Below are 16685 nucleotides of genomic sequence, written 5' to 3' on the forward strand. Positions count from 1 at the left end.
CCCACGCGCAGATCGCGGCAGGACCTGCAATCTTGGCCGCCTTCCAGGCGCCGAACAGCCAGCCCGATCCGATGATCGAGCCGAGCCCCGTCAGCATCAGCGCGAATGGGCCGATGTGCCGTTGAATAGAACTTTTCACGACTTCTCCTGTGTCGACGGGAATTGGGCTTTAGCGCTTGCTCCCGTCCCATGCAAGATGGTTACGATCTGAAAGCACGCCGCTGCCGCGTGCCACGAGAGACGGCTGGAGGTCATCCAAAAGACTAGGGCATACGGAGGGCGGGCGCGAGTCCGGGTTGCGGGTTACGCAAGGTGCAACCCGTCGCGCGCGGGGCGTAGTTTAACGGTTGCACCGCCCGATTGCAGTCAAAAAGCGTGTCCGTCCTATAAAAAAATCAAGAACATAGCAAGCTTTGTAAGACAAGCGATGCGGCGCCGATATCCCCGTCCTATATGGGGATTTAAAGATTGCGGTTGACCTTCTCTCGAAATGCCCGTATAAAGAACGGGCAGGATTTCAAGCGGCGAGTGAATTGGTCTTTCGTAGTTCGCCCATCAACGGTACTCCGGTTGGTCCCATTACCCTTCCTTGATTTTCATGCACCCTCGGGCTACGGCCTTTTTTTTGGCTTCGGCCTTGTTCACCATTTTTAGGAAAAAGTAATATGGAAACCGGTACCGTCAAGTGGTTCAACGACGCAAAGGGCTTTGGCTTCATCACGCCGGACGCCGGCGGTGAAGATCTGTTCGCGCATTTCTCGGAAATCCGCGTCGAAGGCTTCAAGACGCTGCAGGAAAACCAAAAGGTTACCTACGACGTCAAGACGGGTCCGAAGGGCAAGCAAGCCGCTAACATCAAGCCGGCCTAAGCTTCGCCTCCTTCTGGAACGCAAAAAACCCCGCCTCGGCGGGGTTTTTTGTTTATTGACCGATGCGATTATCGACGCGCTGTATGAGTCTTTACCGGAACAGGCGTCGCGCGTGAATGCCCAAGCCTGTTGCGACGCTCGCGAGCCGGTCGCCGAAAACAGGACGCGCATCGGGAAACGCCGCCGCCAGCGCGCTCGACAGAAACGCGAGCCCCGTTGATCCGCCCGTGAAGTAAAGCGCATCGACGTCGCGCGGCGCGACGCCCGCTCGTTGCACCGTTTCGCGCGCAGCCTGCACGATGCGCTGCGTCTCGTCCTTGCCGGCCGCAATCAGTTGCGCTTCGTCGAAGGCAAGGCGCAAGTCCTCCTCGACGATCTCCAGGTCGATCAGCGTCTCACCGCCCGCCGCGACGCCAATCTTCGCTTCCTCCGCGTGCGCAGCAAGCGCATGGCCAAAGCGCTGCTCGACGACGCGCATCAGCCGGTCGTGATGGCGCGTGTCCGAGTAAAGATGCCGCATCAGCGCCAGTTCGGATACGCGCTTCGGCGTGTAAATCGTGTTGATCAGATGCCACGTCGCGAGGTCGAAATAAACGCGGTTCGGCACCTCACGGCTTTCGGGATCGAGCGACTGATAGCCGAGTTCGCGCAGGATCGTCGCTAGCTCGACGCGCCGGTCGAAATCCGTTCCGGCGACGTGCACGCCGTGGTGTGCCAGCACGTCGTCCTTGCGCTCCAGACGCTTCATCCGCTCCGGGCCGACGCGCACCAGCGAGAAATCGGACGTGCCGCCGCCGATATCCGCGACCAGCACGAGCCCCTCGTGCGTCAGATGCGCTTCGTAGTCGAACGCGGCCGCGATCGGCTCGTACTGGAAGTGAATCTCCCGAAGGCCGACCGAACGCGCCGCCGCTTCCAGTTGCTGTTGCGCGAGCAGGTCGGCGCGCGGATCGTCGTCGACGAAAAACACCGGACGTCCGAGCACCGCGCGGGCGATCGGCGTGCCCGCCGCCTGCTCGGCGCACCGCTTCAGATGCGTGACGAAGATCGCGATGACTTCGGTGTACTTGATCGCGCTGCCATCGCCGAGATCGGTCGTGTTCTCGGCAAGCGGCGAGCCGAGAATGCTCTTCATCGAACGCATCAGGCGGCCATCGAAGCCGTCGATATACGCGTCGAGCGCCGCACGGCCGTACTCGCGGGTGTTTTCGTCGGTGTTGAAGAAGACGGCGGTGGGCAGCGTCGTGTACGCGCCTTCGACGGGCGCCAACTTCAACACAGCTTGTTCAGCCGACGGGCCGCCGACCGGGACGGCGACCGCCGAGTTAGACGTGCCGAAGTCAATCGCGCAATAGGTCATGGCAGGAAACGCCGCTCGCGCTGGCGCGCACAGAAAGAGGACGGGCTTTGTAACATGAAAGCGGTGACACCATCAACCGACAGCAACCCCGACAGCGCCCATAGCGCACTGCGCACGTTGCCGGCGTCGCGGAACGCAATTTGCTCCATCCAAGGGTCGCGCCGCGCGCGGATGAATGCGACAGGATACCCCGTCAGATTGCCAGCTTGCAGAACCTTCCGATCACTCGACGGATCACATTCGAACATTCACGAGACTTCTGGAGACTCGATGGAGGAATCCTCCGCCGCCACGATTCGCAGCGACCCGACGACCATCGTCGAGACCGATCTGCCATCGCGGCTCGACCGCTTGCCCTGGGGGCGCTTTCACACGCTGATCGTCGTCGCGCTCGGCGTGACGTGGCTGCTCGACGGGCTGGAGGTGACGCTCGCGGGCTCGGTGGCGAGCGCGCTGAAGTCGAGCGCAGTGCTGCGTTTCTCGAACGCGGACGTCGGCCTCGCGGGCAGCGCGTATATCGCCGGCGCGGTGCTTGGCGCGCTCGGCTTCGGCTGGCTGACCGACCGGCTCGGGCGGCGCAAGCTGTTTTTCATCACGCTCGCGTTGTATCTGGCGGCCACGGCGGCGACGGCCTTTTCGTGGAATCTCGCGAGCTTTCTCATCTTTCGCTTCCTGACGGGCGCGGGCATCGGCGGCGAATACACGGCGATCAACTCGACGATTCAGGAGTTCACGCCCGCCCGCGTGCGCGGCCACACCGACCTCGCGATCAACGGCACGTTCTGGATCGGCGCGGCGCTGGGCGCGTTCGGCTCGCTGGTTCTGCTCGATCCGCATCTGCTGCCCGGCGACTGGGGCTGGCGCGCGTGCTTTTTCATCGGCGCGGCGCTCGCGCTGGCGATTCTGCCGATGCGCGCCTGGATACCCGAAAGCCCGCGCTGGCTGCTCACGCACGGCGAAGAGAAAGCGGCGCGCTCGATCGTCGAAGGCATCGAAACACGCTTTCGCGCGGCCAATCACACGCTCGCAGACGACGGCCTGAACCGCCTGCGTCTGCGGGCTCGCGATCACACGACGCTGCGCGAGGTTTTCCACACGCTGTTCATGCTGCACCGGCGCCGCGCGCTGGTCGGGCTGTCCTTGATGACGGCGCAGGCGTTCTTCTACAACGCGATCTTCTTCACCTACGCGCTCGTGCTGACCGACTTCTATCACGTGCCGGGCGAGCACATCGGCTGGTACATCCTGCCGTTCGCGTTCGGCAATTTCACCGGGCCGCTGCTGATCGGCAGGCTGTTCGACGTGATCGGCCGACGCAAGATGATCGCCGCGACGTATGCGCTGTCGGGAATCCTGCTGACCGTCAGCGGCTATATGTTCGAAAAGGAAATGCTCTCCGTGACGACGCAGACGATCTCGTGGATGGTGATTTTCTTTTTCGCTTCGGCGGCCGCGAGTTCCGCGTATCTGACCGTCAGCGAATCGTTCCCGCTCGAAATCCGCGCGCTTGCGATTGCGGTGTTCTACGCGTTCGGAACGGCGCTCGGCGGCATCGCGGGTCCCGCCTTCTTCGGCCGGCTGATCGACACGCACCAGCGCAGCGAAGTCTTTTCCGGCTATCTGGTGGGCTCGGCGCTGATGCTCGCCGCCGCGCTGATCGCCGCGATCTGGGGCGTCAACGCGGAACGGCGATCTCTCGAAACCGTCGCGACGCCGCTGTCCGCCGTCGACAGCGACTAATCGGACGCGCATGAAAAACGCGGCCCTCGGGCCGCGTCGGGTCGTGGTGCGAAAGCGGCTCGCGGATCGCTCAGAACGCCTTGTTCCACGCGCCCGCATAGGCGACGTCGCCGAGCGGCAGACGCACGCGCGCCGACTTCTCGCGCTCACGCAGCACAGGGTCGAGCTTGTCGATATCGCCGCAGTGCGCAAGCGAAATCATCGCGATCACTTCGACGTCGTCGGGCACCGAAAACGCCTTGCGGAATGCGTTCACGTCGAAGCCGCTCATCTGATGCGCGGCCAGTCCGAGCGCGTGCGCCTGCAAGACCAGCGACATTGCCGCCGCACCCGCGTCGTACGGCGCGCAGCGGTTCACATCGCCCTTCGACGTCAGCGTGTGCGTCGTCACGCAGATCAGCACCGGTGCATTCGCGTTCCAGGCCTGATTGAACGGCACGAGCGTGTCGAACGCTTTCTTGAACGCCACTTCGTCAGTCGAGCGATCGAACACGACGAAACGCCACGGCTGCATGTTGTACGACGAAGGCGCCCAGCGTGCCGCTTCGAGCACCGCGCGCAGTTGCTCGCGGCTCACAGGCTCGCTCGAATACGCGCGCGGGCTCCAGCGGCCGGCGATCAGTTCATGAATGGGAACGTCGGTGGGTGCGGGTTTGTTGGTCATGCGCATCTCTCGGTCGAAATTCATGAATGGCGGGCCGTAGCCCGAGGGCCCACTAGGATAACCGAGGCGTCCCGATCCCGCTTCGCGCGTCGTGCAGATGCAAATCGCGCGAGCGCAATGGAAAAGCGCGCCGCGGCTCTTCGGCTGCGACGCGCTGTGAGGATGATCCGAAGCGCTTGCTTCTGCGTCTAAACGTGGCGCCCCAAGGAATGCAAACGAAGGAGATCCAAACGGAGGGGACGCAAACCGCCGCGACGCAAGCGTCAGACAGTGGCCTGACTCGCCACGCGTCGTTCGCCGCGATTGATCCGCAGCACGATGATCGACGCGATGAGGCACAAGCCGCCCGAGATCATCGATGCAACCGTGTACGTGCCGAGGCTCGCGCGCAGCATGCCCGCGCCGAGCGCCGCGAATGCCGCTCCGAGCTGGTGCCCCGCGACGACCCAGCCGAACACGACGGGCGCCGACTCCTTGCCGTACACATCGGTGGCGAGGCGCACGGTCGGCGGGACGGTCGCGATCCAGTCGAGGCCGTAGAACACGGCAAAAAGCGGCAAGCCGAAGAAGTCGATGCCGAACGCGTGCGGCAGATAGATCAGCGACAGGCCGCGCAGGCCGTAGTACCAGAACAGCAGCACGCGGGCGTTGAAGCGGTCCGACAGCCAGCCCGACAGCGTCGTGCCGAACAGATCGAAGATGCCCATTGCCGCGAGCAGCGATGCGCCCTGCACTTCCGTCATCCCGTAGTCGCCGCACATCGCGATCAGGTGGGTACCGACATAACCGTTCGTGCTCGCGCCGCAGATGAAGAAGCTGAAAAACAGCAGCCAGAAGTCGCGCGTCTTGCTTGCCGAAGCCAGCGTGCCGAATGCGATCGCAAGCGGGTTTTGCTTGCTCATGTCGGACCGAATGGGCGCGTCGGCGGGTGAGCCATATGGACGCAGCGCCATGTCGGAGGGACGTTCCGGCAGCAGGAACGCGACGAGCGGGAGCACGACGGCCGCAGCCGCCGCGACCGTCCACACGACGGGCCGCCAGCCGTGATGCTGCGCGATCGCCGCAAGGAGCGGCAGGAACACGAGCTGGCCCGTCGCCGAACTGGCGGTGAGTATCCCCATCACGAGACCGCGATGCGTCGTGAACCAGCGGTTGACGACCGTCGCCGACAGCGTCAGCGCCGCCACGCCCGTCGCGCCGCCGACCATCACGCCCCACACGAGAATCATCTGCCACGGATGCGTCATCAGCGACGACAGGCCGACGCCCGCCGCCATCGCGCCGAGCGCCGCCAGAATGGTGGGGCGCACGCCGAAGCGCTGCATCGCCGCCGCCGCGAACGGGCCCATCAGCCCATACAGCGCGATATTCACCGAAATTGCCAGCGAGATCGTCGCGCGGCTCCAGCCGAAATCGTGTTCGAGCGGCACCATCATCACGCTCGGCGTCGCGCGCGTGCCGGCCGCCGCAAGCAACACCAGAAAGACCACCGCCACGGCCAGCCAGCCGTAGTGGAAGCGCCCACCTATCATTCTTGCTGCCCAGTTCATCGGTTCTCCAATGGGTTCGCCGTACCCGATCCTTCACAGCACGGATTCTTACCAACTTCGTAAAGGACTTGTGACTGGTCTGTCACAATCAGTGTTGCAATGTTAGTTACCGGTCGGTAACATGTCAAGGCGTCTTACTCGTGGATCACAAGACCATGGCCAATTCCGACACCACCAAATCCGCGCCGAGCCGCCGCACGCAGACGGCCGGCTCCGAAGCGCAGCGGCATCTGCTACGCGCCGCCGCCGACCTGTTCTACCGGGAAGGCGTGCGGGCGGTGGGGGTCGATGCCGTCGTCGAGCGCGCGGGCGTCAACAAGATGAGCCTGTATCGCCAGTTCTCGTCAAAGGACGATCTGGTCGTCGCCTATCTGGAAGAGTCGGACCTGCAGTTCTTCAAACGCTTCGACGAGAGCATCGCAAAGCATCCCGGCGAGCCGAAGAAGCAGATCGTGCAGTATTTCGAGGACCTGTCGGGACGCGCGTCGAAGGACGACTATCGCGGCTGCCCGTTCGTCAACGTGTCGGCGGAATTTCCGGAACCCTCGCATCCGGCGAGGCTGTGCGTGCTGAATAACAAGACGAAGCTGATGCAGCGGTTGAACGAGCTTTGCGCCGCTGCGGGCGCGCGCGATCCGGCCGAACTCGCGAACGCGCTTGCGCTGCTGATCGAAGGCGTTTACGCATCGAGCCAGACATATGGCCCGGGCTGCGGGCCGATCAAGGTCGCGCCGCTCGTCGCTGTGCAGCTTGTCGCACAGGCATGCGGAGAGGCGCCGGTAAAATAGCGGTTTCCGCTTTTGCCGCCCGCCTCACATCATGCCTTCGACGCCCGCCGGATCACACACCCCCAGCCACGACGCCATTCTCGACGCCACCCGCCACTGGCTGACACGGGCCGTCATCGGGCTGAATCTGTGTCCGTTCGCGAAAGCGGTGCACGTCAAGAACCAGATCCGCTACGCGATCAGCGAGGCAACCGATATGGAAGGCGTGCTTGCCGATCTGGAAACGGAACTGCGCATGCTGGCGGAATCCGACCCCGCCGATATCGACACGACGCTGCTTATCATCCCGCGCGCGCTCGCCGATTTTCTCGAGTACAACGACTGCCTGTTCTTCGCGGACCGGATGCTGAAGCAGTTGCGGCTGGAAGGCACGCTGCAGATCGCGAGCTTTCACCCGCACTATCAGTTCGAGGGCAGCGGCCCCGACGATATCGAGAACTACACGAACCATTCGCCGTGGCCAATCCTGCATCTGCTGCGCGAAGCGAGCATCCAGCGCGCAGTCGACGCTTTTCCGGACGCCGCTGACATCTACGAACGCAACGAGGAAACTGTGCGCCGCCTCGGGCCGGACGGCTGGCGAAAGTGGATGAGCGAGCCCGCCAAAGACTGACGGGCTAACCGTTCACCGCATCTCAGGCCTCGACGTAGAAGCGCTCGCGCAACTCGCCGATGCCGAGCGTCTCCATCACTTCATTGAGCCGTTCCGCCGGACGACGGCGCGGCAAGTCCTTATAGGTCGCGATGATGAGCTCGTTCTTCATCGAGTGCTCCCAGCCGACCAGTTCCGTCACGTTGACCTGATAGCCGTGCGCTTCCAGTTGCAGGCAGCGCAGCACATTGGTGATCTGGCTGCCGAACTCGCGCGTATGCAGCGGATGCCGCCAGATCTCCGTCAGCGCGTTGCCGAGCGATTTGCCTTTGTTCTTGCGCAGCACGCCCGCCACTTCCGCCTGGCAGCACGGCACGACGACGATGTACTTCGCATGCTTCTCCAGCGCGAAGCGGATCGCGTCGTCCGTGGCCGTGTTGCACGCGTGCAAGGCCGTGACAATGTCGACGCTCGCCGGCAGTTTGTCTGAAACGATCGACTCCGCTACGGAAAGATTCAGAAACGACATCCCCTTGAAGCCGAGGCGCGCGGCAAGCTCTTCGGACTTCGTAACGAGTTCCTCGCGCGTCTCAATGCCGAAAATGTGCGAGTTATCCCGCAGTTCTTTGACGAACAGGTCGTACAGAATAAAGCCAAGGTAGGACTTGCCCGCGCCGTGATCGACGAGGGTGAGCGCTCCTTTCGTCTCCTTCACATCCTGGAGCAGCGGCTCGATGAACTGGAACAGGTGATAGACCTGCTTGAGCTTGCGGCGGCTGTCCTGGTTCATCTTGCCGTCGCGCGTCAGGATATGGAGTTCTTTCAGTAGTTCGATCGACTGGTTCGGACGGACTTCGTAAGTTTTGCTGGACATCGAATGAACTCGCCACCGATTGCATCGCGAACGTGCGTCAGGTGACGGAAAAAGGGAAAAGTGTCTGTCAGTTTACCCAAAGCGCGGTGGACGGTCCCGGTTCTTCCGCGTCGGCGGCGATATCGCGCCCAGCCAGGAACAGTTCGTGCGGCAAAGCGGCTGACTCTGGACCTGCTGGACAAGCGTGTCGCGATGCAGGAGTCGTCTGTCGCGGGCCGGCGGCAAGCCGTACGGTGAGCCTGACGGCCCGCGGCACGCATGACAAGAGACAGGCGACCGGCCGCCGCGGCATCGAGAAGCCGGTACGCGTGGGGGAGGTCGAACGGCAACATGGTTCGAACGTTACATAACCTGAAGTGCGCCGGGACTGCAACGAAGCGCGCTCAGATCTGATGAGGCGGCAAATGGATACCACACCCAACGGAAACGCCGAGCGCAAGTTTCAGGAGCTCATGGCGAAACTGCTGGCCACGCCCGAGTGGACGGAAAAGCAGCAGCTGGAACTCGAAATGGCGCGCGACATCTCGGTCGAGATGTTGCATCTCGCGGAAGCCATGCGTGACGGCAGTGTCGATCTGGAGACGTGCCTGACGCTCCTCAAATACGCGAAAGTGCTGGACTTCGTGATGACGACACTCGCATCGCGTCGCGACATCAAGCCTCAGACGCTGCGCGTGATCTTCAAACTCGCGGGACTCAAGGTCGACGAGGCCTATCCGGGCTGAGTCCGTCACCGGCTGCGGGGCACGGCGCGCAGCCACCTGCTTCCTGTGAGCTGCTTGTGGCCGCACGCGCTCCTCGCCATGTCGGCGCGGTGATCCGATCGCCGCGCCTGAACTCACGGACACGCTACGCAGCGGCGGCAGGTGCGCCGAGCGGCGGCGTGCCATCGTGGAACAACGACTTCAATTGCTCGCGCAGTTCTGGCGTATCGCTGTGCTTGTGTGCCTGGACTGCATGCTCGACGGCGGCTTCGAGCAGTTCGCTTTCCGAATCGGCAGATAGCGCGACTGTGCAGTTGATGTCGCTCGGGAATTCGCGGCAATCGATGTATTTGCGACCCATGACAGTCTCCTCAGACCAAAACGTCGCGCGCAACGCGTGCGCTGGCGCCGCTTCGCCGTATCGGTCGGCGAAGCGGCGGGCAGCGGCGAAATACGTGAGTCGTGCGCGACAGGACGGCGCGGAGTGCGCCGGAACGGAAGGGATGTGAGAAAAGTATAGGTCGCTTGTGCCGCCGCGCGAGCCCGTTGCGGGTTTGCCGTTGCGGGTTTGCCGGGCTTCCAGGCCAGTGGGACAATACCGGCCTTCGCGCCGCGCGCCTTGCTTCCTTTCTCCACGCACTCCTTCTCTACTTCAAGCCGATGTCGAACTCGCCCGATCACGTCCAGGATCATATCCGCGTTGCCGTTATCGGCGGCGGCCCAGCGGGGCTGATGGCCGCCGAAGCACTGGCGCGCGGGGGCGTTCGCGCGGACGTGTACGACGCAATGCCGTCAGTCGGCCGCAAGTTTCTGATGGCGGGCAAAGGCGGCATGAACATCACGCATTCCGAGCCGATCGAGCCGTTTCTCGATCGTTACGGCAAGCGCCGCGCGGATATCGCGCCGCTGCTCGACGCATTCGGACCGCATGCGCTGCGTGCGTGGCTCGACGAGTTGGGTGTCGAGACGTTCGTCGGCAGTTCGGGACGGGTGTTTCCGACCGACATGAAAGCCGCGCCGATGCTGCGAGCGTGGCTGCATCGGCTGCGGGAATCGGGCGTGCGCTTTCATATGCGGCACAAGTGGACCGCTTGGTCGGCTTCATCCGATGACGCGCATGGCCTGCGCTTCGCGACACCTGCAGGCGGGCTGGATGTCACCGCGGACGCCGTGGTCCTCGCACTGGGCGGCGGCAGCTGGGCGCGCCTCGGCTCCGATGCCGCGTGGGTCGCGCTGATGAATGAGCGCGATGTCCCCGTCGCGCCGCTGTTGCCCGCGAACTGCGGCTTCGACGCTGACTGGACCGACTACTTCCGCGAGCGCTACGCGGGCCAGCCCGTAAAGCCGGTGTCGATCGGCGTCGAAGGCATGGACGGCGTTGTCCGGCATCGACAAGGTGAGTTCGTCGTAACGTCGACGGGCATCGAAGGGAGTCTTGTGTATGCGCTTTCCTCGACGATTCGCGACCGCCTGCTCGCCGAAGGCGAAGCGACGATACGACTCGATCTCGCGCCCGGCCTGACGGCACAGCGCGTGATCGATGAAGTGACGCGGCCGCGCGGCTCACGCTCGATGTCGAGTCATCTGCACAGCCGCATCGGCATTGCGGGTGTGAAGCTCGGCTTGCTGCATGAATGCCTGTCGAAGGAAGACTTCACCGATGCGCCAAAGCTCGCCCAGGCGATCAAATCGCTGCCGCTGCGGCTTGCACGTGCGCGCCCTATCGACGAAGCGATCAGCAGCGCAGGCGGCGTTCCGTTCGAAGCGCTCGATCGCGCGCTGATGCTCAGACAGTTGCCCGGCGTGTTCTGCGCGGGCGAGATGCTCGACTGGGAGGCGCCGACGGGCGGCTATCTGTTGACGGCCTGTTTCGCTAGCGGCCTCGTTGCCGGGCGCGGCGCGCTGGATTTCGTCGCGGCGTCGGAGCGCTGAGCCCCGGCTCGCTTTTCGCCCGGTTGCGCCTGTCGTGCAATCAGCGGTTTATTTGGCCTTGAGCCGCCACAGCGATGTGACTTCGGCGACGCGCGCCGTGTGCAACGGGTCCGTTGTGTCCGTCGCCTTCGGATGACGCGGCTTGATGTCGTCGCGCCCCGCGACGGTGAGGCCCGCGTTGTCGATTGCAGTCAGCAGCCAGTCACGCGTGCGCATGCCAAGATGCTCCGCGAAATCGGACAGAATCAGCCAGCCTTCGCCGTCCGGCTCGAGATGATCGGCGAGTCCGCTCAGAAAACCGAGCAGCATCCGATTCTCATAGTCGTACACGGCGTTCTCGATCGGCGATGCCGGGCGCGCCGGCACCCAAGGCGGATTGCAGACGACGAGCGGCGAACGGTCTTCCGGGAACAGATCGACTGCGACGATTTCCACCTGCCTGTCATAACCGAGGCGCGTCAGGTTTTCCTTCGCGCACGCCAGCGCGCGTGGGTCCTGGTCGGTCGCGACGATACGCTTGACGCCGCGCTTCGCGAGAACGGCCGACAGCACGCCCGTGCCGACGCCGATATCGAACGCCTTTTCGAGCGACGGCAACGGCGTCCGCGCGATGAGATCCACATACTCGCCGCGCACTGGCGAGAACACGCCGTAATGCGGGTGAATGCGCTCCTCAAGCGCGGGAATCTCGACGCCTTTCTTGCGCCATTCATGCGCGCCGATCAGGCCAAGCAGCTCGCGCAACGAAACGATTGACGGCTCCTGTGCCGGCCGTCCGTAGACTTCTTCGCACGCCTGCCGAACATCGGGCGCGCGGCGCAACGGAATCGTGTAGTCGCCTTCGAGCGGAATCAGCAGCATGCCGAGCGTGCGTGCGCGCTGCGACTGGGCTTGCCGGTGGAGGTTGAACGCATCGAGCGGACTGGCGGCCTGCTTGCGAGGCTTGCGTTCGAGCCGGCGAGTCATCGCCTGCAGCAGTTGGCGTGCGTTCTGGAAATCGCCGCGCCACAACAGCGCGGTGCCCTCGCAGGCAAGGCGATATGCGGCGTCGGCCGTCGTGCGATCGTCGGCGATGACGACGCGTTTGGCGGGCGGGACGGCGGCTTCGGAACGCCAACGCGCGGAATGCGGGCCGTCGGCTTCGGGCCAGGTCAAGGTCGGGAAATCGGTCATGTGTGCAAGCACGTATGCGCCACGGGCGCTCGTGTCGGTTCCGGCGAAGCCGCGTGCATTCGCCGTCGATGTTTCGACCGGGAACGCGATCATGCGCCCAAAAACAAATCGGGCCACGCGATGCCGCGTGGCCCGACTCTCAATGCGTGGTGCCGGCTGCAGGACTCGAACCCGCCACCTGATGATTACAAATCAACTGCTCTACCAGATGAGCTAAGCCGGCATAAGACCGCGATTCTACTTCATTTCACGACTTTGAGGTGGCCTCTACCGCCGCCTTTCGTTCCATCGTCGTCCGGACGCGGTTCTTCATCGGTTTCGCTGACTTTTTCCGCCGCCGCCGCTTCCGGCTCGTCGGCGATCACGGCTTCGTCGTCCTCGGAATCCGTCGCCTCGCCGCCTGCCGACTCGACCGGGAACGCCATGCCCTGCCCGTTCTCGCGCGCGTAGATGGCGAGCACGTTCGCGACAGGCACCTCGATCTTGTGCGACTTGCCCGAAAAACGCGCGTGGAACTCGATCCACTCGTTGCCCATCTGCAGCTGGCTCGTCGCCTCGAAGCTGATGTTCAACACGATCTCGTTGTCGCGCACGAACTGGCGCGGCACACGCGTCTGGTTATCGACACGCACCGCGATATGCGGCGTATAACCGTTATCGGTACACCACTCGTACAGCGCGCGCAGCAGGTACGGCTTCGTGGAAATCTCTTGCATCAACTGTCCTCGTGCCGGGCAGACGCGTGAATCGAAGCGCCACGCGCCCCACCCGAAGCCAATCTCAAACCTCAGCGGCGCATCACCTTTTCCGACGGCGTCAGCGCTTCGATATAGGCCGGACGGCTAAAAATACGCTCGGCGTACTTCATCAGCGGCGCGGCGTTCTTCGACAGTTCGATGCCATAGTGATCCAGACGCCACAACAGCGGCGCGATCGCGACGTCGAGCATCGAGAACTCTTCACCGAGCATGTACTTGTTCTTCAGGAAGATCGGCGCGAGTTGCGTCAGGCGGTCGCGGATCGCGAGGCGCGCCTTCTCGTGATTCTTCTCGGCGGCCTTGCCCTTCTCGTTTTCGAGCGTGCCGACGTGGACGAACAGTTCCTTCTCGAAGTTCAGCAAGAACAGGCGTGCGCGGGCACGCTGGACGGGATCCGCGGGCATCAGCTGCGGATGCGGGAAGCGCTCGTCGATATACTCGTTGATGATGTTCGATTCATAAAGGATCAGGTCCCGTTCGACGAGAATCGGCACCTGACCATACGGATTCATCACGGCGATGTCTTCCGGTTTGTTGAACAGGTCGACGTCGCGGATTTCGAAGTCCATGCCCTTTTCGAACAACACCAGCCGGCAGCGCTGGGAGAACGGGCAAGTAGTGCCGGAATACAGAACCATCATGTTTGCGTTTCCTCAAAAAACTTAAAGGGCCAGCGACCGGGAAAACCGTCCTGCAGGTCTTCCCTTGCGCCGGCCCCACACCCGTCACGGTGTGACTATTTGATATCTTTCCAGTACGCGGCGTTCAGTCGCCATGCGAAAAAGCTCAGAACGCCGAGGAACAGCAGCACCCACACGCCAAGCTGACGACGGGTTTTCTGCGTCGGTTCGGACATCCATGAAAGGTACGACACGAGGTCGGCCACAGCAGAATCATAATCTACCGGCGACATCGTCCCCGGCGTCACCTGCTGGAAGCCCACGAATTTCTTGACCTTTTCCTTCGTCTCTTCGTTGACTTCGTCTTCGAACTTCGCCGTTCGTTGCCCCTGAAGCTGCCACAGCACGTGAGGCATGCTCACGTTTTCGTACACGATATTGTTCCAGCCTGTCGGCCGTGTGTCATCGCGGTAGAAACCGCGCAAATACGTGTACAGCCAGTCGCTGTTCTTCGCGCGCGCTTCCACGGACAGATCCGGCGGCATCGCGCCGAGCCACGCTTTCGCGTCGTCGGGGCGCATTGCGACCGTCATCGTATTGCCGACTTTATCTGTCGTGAACAACAGGTTCTTTTCAATTTCCTTCTGCGAAATGCCGATATCCTGCAATCGGCTGTAACGCATCTGGTTCGCGCTGTGGCAATTGAGGCAGTAGTTTACAAACAATTGGGCGCCGTGCTGCAACGAGGCGATATTTTCGGTGTTGTCGGGCGCGCGGTCGAGCGGGATTTCTTCCGCGCGAACGAGTGCCGTGGACAGCGCCAGCGCCGTTGCGCCGAGCAGCGCGAGCGTCGAAAGTAGTTTTTTCATCTTCGTTTTCTCCTGGCTCGCGGTTAGTGGGGTTTGAACCGCACTCGTTCGGGCGGCTGCTTGAACTTGCCAAGCGGCGTCCAGAACGGCATGCCAAGGAAAAACGCGAAGTAAACCAGCGCGCAAATCTGCGCGATCAGCGTCGCGGCTGGCGACGGCGGCTTCGTTCCGAGGAACGCCAGCGTCAGGAAGGCCAGCACGAAGATCGCGTAAAACGCCTTGTGGAAGAACGGCCGGTAACGGATCGACTTCACAGGCGACCGGTCGAGCCACGGCAGGAAGAACAGCGATACCACCGCACTGCCCATCACCACCACGCCCCAGAACTTCGACTCGGTGAACGCCATCGCCAGAATCACGAGGACTGCGAGCACGGGCAGACCGAGCTTCCACTTGCCGCGCGCCCGCACCAGCGCGAACAGGCCCAGCAGACCAATCACGATCATCAAGACGATCTTGAACGGGTCCGTGGTCGCGCGCAGCATCGCGTAGAACGCGGTGAAGTACCAGACGGGGGCGATTTCAGGCGGCGTCTGCAGCGGATTCGCCGGAATGAAATTGTTCGCTTCGAGGAAGTAGCCGCCCATCTCCGGCGCGAAAAAGATGATCGCCGCGAACACCATCAGGAAGATGCACACGCCCATGAAGTCGTGCACCGAGTAGTACGGATGGAACGGAATGCCGTCGAGCGGAATGCCATTCGCGTCCTTCTTCGCCTTGATCTCGATGCCGTCCGGGTTGTTCGACCCCACTTCGTGCAGCGCGACGATATGCGCAACCACGAGCAGCAGCAGCACCAGCGGAATCGCAATTACGTGAAACGCGAAGAAGCGATTCAGCGTGACGTCCGACACGACGTAGTCGCCACGAATCCACAGCGACAGGTCCGGGCCGATGAACGGAATCGCCGAGAACAGATTCACGATCACCTGCGCGCCCCAGTACGACATCTGGCCCCACGGCAGCAGATAGCCGAAGAACGCTTCCGCCATCAGGCACAGGAAGATCGCGCAGCCGAAGATCCACACGAGCTCGCGCGGCTTGCGGTACGAACCGTACAGCAGCCCGCGGAACATATGCAGATACACGACGACGAAAAACATCGATGCGCCCGTCGAGTGCATGTAGCGGATCAGCCAGCCCCACGGCACTTCGCGCATGATGTACTCGACCGATGCGAACGCCGTCATCGAGTCGGGCTTGTAGTTCATCGTCAGGAAAATGCCGGTGACGATCTGATTGACCAGCACCAGCAGCGCAAGCGAGCCGAAGAAGTACCAGAAGTTGAAGTTCTTAGGCGCGTAATACTCGGAGACATGCGCTTTCCACGTCGCCGTCATCGGAAAACGGCGATCGATCCAGCCCGTCAGCCCCGTCGTCGTTCCCACCTCTTTTTCGGTTGTCGCCATTACGCTTCTCCTTTCTCGTCCTTGCCGATCACGAGCGTACTGCCGGTGATCATATAAGGCGGGATATCGAGGTTTTGCGGCGCAGGTTTGTTCTTGAAGACGCGGCCAGCCATGTCATAGGTCGAGCCGTGACACGGGCAGAGGAAGCCACCAGGCCAGTCGTCGGGCAGATTCGGCTGCGCGCCTTCCTGGAAGCGGGGCGTCGGCGTGCAGCCCAAGTGGGTGCACACCGCGACGGCAACGAAAAGATTCTTGTGATCGGCGCGAGCGCGGAACTCGTTCTTGCAGTAATCCGGCTCGGGCAGCGAAAAAGGGTTCTTGGTTTCGGGGTCGGCGACTTCTTTGTCGGCCTTCTGGACGTCGGCCAGCATCTTGTCGGTGCGGTTGATGATCCACACGGGCTTGCCGCGCCATGCGACGGTCAGCATATCGCCGGGCTTCAGGTTGGAGATATCGACCTCGACGGGCGCACCTGCCGCCTTGGCCTTTTCGGATGGTGCAAACGAACTAACAAAGGGTACGACAGTGGCGACTCCTCCGATGCCACCTGCTACGGTCGTCGCAATCAGCCAGCTACGGCGGCTGCCATCGACGCGTTCATCTTCCTTGTCTCGCATCACACGCCCCACTTCTGAGTTGGATTTTTCCTTCACGTCGGGTCTACCGCCGCTAGTTTGCTCGAATGGAGTCAGCATTTACAAGGGCCGAGTGCCAAAAACCGTGCGAAGTCATTGATAAATCAGGGTTTCCCCGCACGGATCGCAAACATTTTTGCGGCTTTTA

At 62.5% G+C, this 16685-nt stretch carries 18 protein-coding genes and 1 tRNA gene; 6 read left to right on the plus strand and 13 right to left on the minus strand.

Translation table 11 applies throughout. The annotated features are described in order from the left end of the window. Positions 1 to 665 precede the first annotated feature (665 nt). Positions 666 to 869, plus strand: coding sequence for a cold-shock protein (locus AB4Y32_RS27940; protein WP_012402098.1), 204 nt, complete (start codon positions 666 to 668; stop codon positions 867 to 869). Positions 870 to 960: 91 nt separating this feature from the next. Here AB4Y32_RS27940 and AB4Y32_RS27945 read toward each other — a convergent pair whose 3' ends face one another. Further along, on the minus strand, positions 961 to 2229 hold the full coding sequence (locus AB4Y32_RS27945) for an Hsp70 family protein (RefSeq protein WP_368724466.1): 1269 nt from the start codon (positions 2227 to 2229) through the stop codon (positions 961 to 963). Further along, positions 2226 to 2477 carry a hypothetical protein gene (locus AB4Y32_RS27950; protein WP_368724467.1) on the minus strand — a complete coding sequence of 84 codons (252 nt, stop codon included), beginning with the start codon at positions 2475 to 2477 and terminating at the stop codon, positions 2226 to 2228. Before AB4Y32_RS27950 ends, AB4Y32_RS27945 begins: the two co-directional genes overlap by 4 nt. Before the next feature lie 22 nt (positions 2478 to 2499). Here AB4Y32_RS27950 and AB4Y32_RS27955 point away from each other — a divergent pair, with 22 nt between their 5' ends. Then, positions 2500 to 3969: an MFS transporter gene (locus tag AB4Y32_RS27955; RefSeq protein ID WP_368724468.1), complete on the plus strand. Its 1470-nt coding sequence runs from the start codon at positions 2500 to 2502 to the stop codon at positions 3967 to 3969. 70 nt (positions 3970 to 4039) lie between these two features. Here the strand turns inward: AB4Y32_RS27955 and AB4Y32_RS27960 are convergent, their stop codons facing one another. Both AB4Y32_RS27960 and AB4Y32_RS27965 read right to left on the minus strand, forming a co-directional pair. Then, complete coding sequence (locus AB4Y32_RS27960) at positions 4040 to 4633, minus strand: nitroreductase family protein (protein WP_368724469.1); 594 nt, start codon at positions 4631 to 4633, stop codon at positions 4040 to 4042. A gap of 263 nt (positions 4634 to 4896) precedes the next feature. Further along, the gene (locus AB4Y32_RS27965) at positions 4897 to 6183 is read right to left on the minus strand and encodes an MFS transporter (RefSeq protein WP_368724470.1); all 1287 of its coding nucleotides are present in this window, start codon (positions 6181 to 6183) and stop codon (positions 4897 to 4899) included. Between the two features lie 155 nt (positions 6184 to 6338). On the opposite strand from AB4Y32_RS27965, the gene AB4Y32_RS27970 reads away from it, so the two are divergent. Continuing rightward, complete coding sequence (locus AB4Y32_RS27970; RefSeq protein WP_368724536.1) at positions 6339 to 6971, plus strand: TetR/AcrR family transcriptional regulator; 633 nt, start codon at positions 6339 to 6341, stop codon at positions 6969 to 6971. Positions 6972 to 7002: 31 nt separating this feature from the next. After that, positions 7003 to 7584 (plus strand): DUF1415 domain-containing protein, encoded by a 582-nt coding sequence (locus AB4Y32_RS27975; protein ID WP_368724471.1) that lies wholly within the window; start codon positions 7003 to 7005, stop codon positions 7582 to 7584. A gap of 22 nt (positions 7585 to 7606) precedes the next feature. Here AB4Y32_RS27975 and AB4Y32_RS27980 read toward each other — a convergent pair whose 3' ends face one another. Next, positions 7607 to 8437, minus strand: coding sequence for an SAM-dependent methyltransferase (locus tag AB4Y32_RS27980; RefSeq protein ID WP_368724472.1), 831 nt, complete (start codon positions 8435 to 8437; stop codon positions 7607 to 7609). A 404-nt stretch (positions 8438 to 8841) separates the two neighbouring features. Here AB4Y32_RS27980 and AB4Y32_RS27985 point away from each other — a divergent pair, with 404 nt between their 5' ends. Continuing rightward, positions 8842 to 9162 carry a DNA-binding protein gene (locus AB4Y32_RS27985; protein ID WP_087736351.1) on the plus strand — a complete coding sequence of 107 codons (321 nt, stop codon included), beginning with the start codon at positions 8842 to 8844 and terminating at the stop codon, positions 9160 to 9162. Between the two features lie 124 nt (positions 9163 to 9286). Here the strand turns inward: AB4Y32_RS27985 and AB4Y32_RS27990 are convergent, their stop codons facing one another. Continuing rightward, positions 9287 to 9502 (minus strand): DUF1059 domain-containing protein, encoded by a 216-nt coding sequence (locus tag AB4Y32_RS27990; protein WP_368724473.1) that lies wholly within the window; start codon positions 9500 to 9502, stop codon positions 9287 to 9289. 299 nt (positions 9503 to 9801) lie between these two features. Between AB4Y32_RS27990 and AB4Y32_RS27995 the strand changes: the two genes are divergently transcribed. Beyond that, positions 9802 to 11073, plus strand: a complete 1272-nt coding sequence (locus tag AB4Y32_RS27995; protein WP_368724474.1) for a TIGR03862 family flavoprotein — start codon at positions 9802 to 9804, stop codon at positions 11071 to 11073. Between the two features lie 48 nt (positions 11074 to 11121). On the opposite strand, the gene AB4Y32_RS28000 is transcribed toward AB4Y32_RS27995, so the two are convergent. The 7 genes from AB4Y32_RS28000 to petA all read right to left on the minus strand — a co-directional run bounded on the left by AB4Y32_RS28000 (position 11122) and on the right by petA (position 16519). After that, positions 11122 to 12246: a methyltransferase gene (locus AB4Y32_RS28000; RefSeq protein WP_368724537.1), complete on the minus strand. Its 1125-nt coding sequence runs from the start codon at positions 12244 to 12246 to the stop codon at positions 11122 to 11124. A 147-nt stretch (positions 12247 to 12393) separates the two neighbouring features. Continuing rightward, positions 12394 to 12469 (minus strand) — tRNA-Thr (locus AB4Y32_RS28005). A gap of 19 nt (positions 12470 to 12488) precedes the next feature. Continuing rightward, a complete protein-coding gene (locus tag AB4Y32_RS28010) occupies positions 12489 to 12962 on the minus strand; it encodes a ClpXP protease specificity-enhancing factor (protein WP_368724475.1) in 474 nt (157 codons plus the stop codon). A gap of 71 nt (positions 12963 to 13033) precedes the next feature. Then, positions 13034 to 13645, minus strand: a complete 612-nt coding sequence (locus AB4Y32_RS28015) for a glutathione S-transferase N-terminal domain-containing protein (RefSeq protein ID WP_006052302.1) — start codon at positions 13643 to 13645, stop codon at positions 13034 to 13036. Between the two features lie 95 nt (positions 13646 to 13740). Next, positions 13741 to 14493: a cytochrome c1 gene (locus AB4Y32_RS28020; RefSeq protein WP_368724538.1), complete on the minus strand. Its 753-nt coding sequence runs from the start codon at positions 14491 to 14493 to the stop codon at positions 13741 to 13743. A gap of 23 nt (positions 14494 to 14516) precedes the next feature. Continuing rightward, positions 14517 to 15902, minus strand: coding sequence for a cytochrome bc complex cytochrome b subunit (locus tag AB4Y32_RS28025; protein WP_368724476.1), 1386 nt, complete (start codon positions 15900 to 15902; stop codon positions 14517 to 14519). Further along, a complete protein-coding gene (gene petA / locus AB4Y32_RS28030) occupies positions 15902 to 16519 on the minus strand; it encodes a ubiquinol-cytochrome c reductase iron-sulfur subunit (RefSeq protein ID WP_368724539.1) in 618 nt (205 codons plus the stop codon). Before petA ends, AB4Y32_RS28025 begins: the two co-directional genes overlap by 1 nt. Between the last annotated feature and the right edge of the window lie 166 nt (positions 16520 to 16685).

The organism is Paraburkholderia phymatum (assembly GCF_040965635.1).
GTDB classification, from domain to species: Bacteria; Pseudomonadota; Gammaproteobacteria; order Burkholderiales; family Burkholderiaceae; genus Paraburkholderia; species Paraburkholderia phymatum_B.

Coding starts and splice junctions, on each gene's coding strand:
- AB4Y32_RS28015 (WP_006052302.1), bottom strand. CDS start 13,645: ATGATGGTTCTGTATTCCGGCACTACTTGCCCGTTCTCCCAGCGCTGC.
- AB4Y32_RS27995 (WP_368724474.1), top strand. CDS start 9,802: ATGTCGAACTCGCCCGATCACGTCCAGGATCATATCCGCGTTGCCGTT.
- AB4Y32_RS27950 (WP_368724467.1), bottom strand. CDS start 2,477: ATGTTCGAATGTGATCCGTCGAGTGATCGGAAGGTTCTGCAAGCTGGC.
- AB4Y32_RS27970 (WP_368724536.1), top strand. CDS start 6,339: ATGGCCAATTCCGACACCACCAAATCCGCGCCGAGCCGCCGCACGCAG.
- AB4Y32_RS27985 (WP_087736351.1), top strand. CDS start 8,842: ATGGATACCACACCCAACGGAAACGCCGAGCGCAAGTTTCAGGAGCTC.
- AB4Y32_RS27975 (WP_368724471.1), top strand. CDS start 7,003: ATGCCTTCGACGCCCGCCGGATCACACACCCCCAGCCACGACGCCATT.
- AB4Y32_RS27965 (WP_368724470.1), bottom strand. CDS start 6,183: ATGAACTGGGCAGCAAGAATGATAGGTGGGCGCTTCCACTACGGCTGG.
- AB4Y32_RS27940 (WP_012402098.1), top strand. CDS start 666: ATGGAAACCGGTACCGTCAAGTGGTTCAACGACGCAAAGGGCTTTGGC.
- AB4Y32_RS27955 (WP_368724468.1), top strand. CDS start 2,500: ATGGAGGAATCCTCCGCCGCCACGATTCGCAGCGACCCGACGACCATC.
- AB4Y32_RS27945 (WP_368724466.1), bottom strand. CDS start 2,229: ATGACCTATTGCGCGATTGACTTCGGCACGTCTAACTCGGCGGTCGCC.
- petA (WP_368724539.1), bottom strand. CDS start 16,519: ATGCGAGACAAGGAAGATGAACGCGTCGATGGCAGCCGCCGTAGCTGG.
- AB4Y32_RS27990 (WP_368724473.1), bottom strand. CDS start 9,502: ATGGGTCGCAAATACATCGATTGCCGCGAATTCCCGAGCGACATCAAC.
- AB4Y32_RS28025 (WP_368724476.1), bottom strand. CDS start 15,902: ATGGCGACAACCGAAAAAGAGGTGGGAACGACGACGGGGCTGACGGGC.
- AB4Y32_RS27980 (WP_368724472.1), bottom strand. CDS start 8,437: ATGTCCAGCAAAACTTACGAAGTCCGTCCGAACCAGTCGATCGAACTA.
- AB4Y32_RS28020 (WP_368724538.1), bottom strand. CDS start 14,493: ATGAAAAAACTACTTTCGACGCTCGCGCTGCTCGGCGCAACGGCGCTG.
- AB4Y32_RS28010 (WP_368724475.1), bottom strand. CDS start 12,962: ATGCAAGAGATTTCCACGAAGCCGTACCTGCTGCGCGCGCTGTACGAG.
- AB4Y32_RS27960 (WP_368724469.1), bottom strand. CDS start 4,633: ATGACCAACAAACCCGCACCCACCGACGTTCCCATTCATGAACTGATC.
- AB4Y32_RS28000 (WP_368724537.1), bottom strand. CDS start 12,246: ATGACCGATTTCCCGACCTTGACCTGGCCCGAAGCCGACGGCCCGCAT.